Source organism: Enterovibrio makurazakiensis (assembly GCF_050336585.1).
GTDB lineage: Bacteria > Pseudomonadota > Gammaproteobacteria > Enterobacterales > Vibrionaceae > Enterovibrio > Enterovibrio gelatinilyticus.
Map to the genome: position 1 here is coordinate 1 of NZ_JAKJSE010000070.1, position 633 is coordinate 633.

Genomic DNA, 633 nt, shown 5'->3' on the forward strand with positions numbered 1-633 from the left:
CTCAATCAGTAGAATGCCCGCCTGCTTCAACGGAAAAGCCTAGTGCTTATCGCGGTTGAAGGGAGTCAACAAGACGTTTTGAAGGTTGCGAAAGCAACGTTGAAAAATCTCAAAATTTCTTCTTGACTTCATCGCCTGGCAGCGTAGAATTCGCAGCCCTGACGATGAGAAGACGACTCGAAATGAGCCGCTTCTACAGTCAACGTTCTTTAACAATTTGACCTATACAATCTGTGTGGGCACTCGTACTTGATAGACATAAGATTTATCAATGAACTGAGTGACCCAAGATGGTTGAGCTCTTCGGAGTAATGCTATCAACACAGTCAATGCAGTTTTGCCTACGGGCAAAAAAGTAATTCAGTATTCATTGAGCGTCACTTTCGGGTGACAAGAAAATTCTAATTGAAGAGTTTGATCATGGCTCAGATTGAACGCTGGCGGCAGGCCTAACACATGCAAGTCGAGCGGTAACATTTCAAAAGCTTGCTTTTGAAGATGACGAGCGGCGGACGGGTGAGTAATGGCTGGGAACCTGCCCTGACGTGGGGGATAACAGTTGGAAACGACTGCTAATACCGCATGATGTCTACGGACCAAAGAGGGGGATCTTCGGACCTCTCGCGTCGGGAT

Annotated in this window: 1 rRNA gene; it reads left to right on the forward strand. The window is 46.8% G+C overall.

The features are described from left to right. Nucleotides 1-402 precede the first annotated feature (402 nt). Nucleotides 403-633, forward strand: a 16S ribosomal RNA gene (locus tag L4D06_RS25490); the annotation flags it as partial.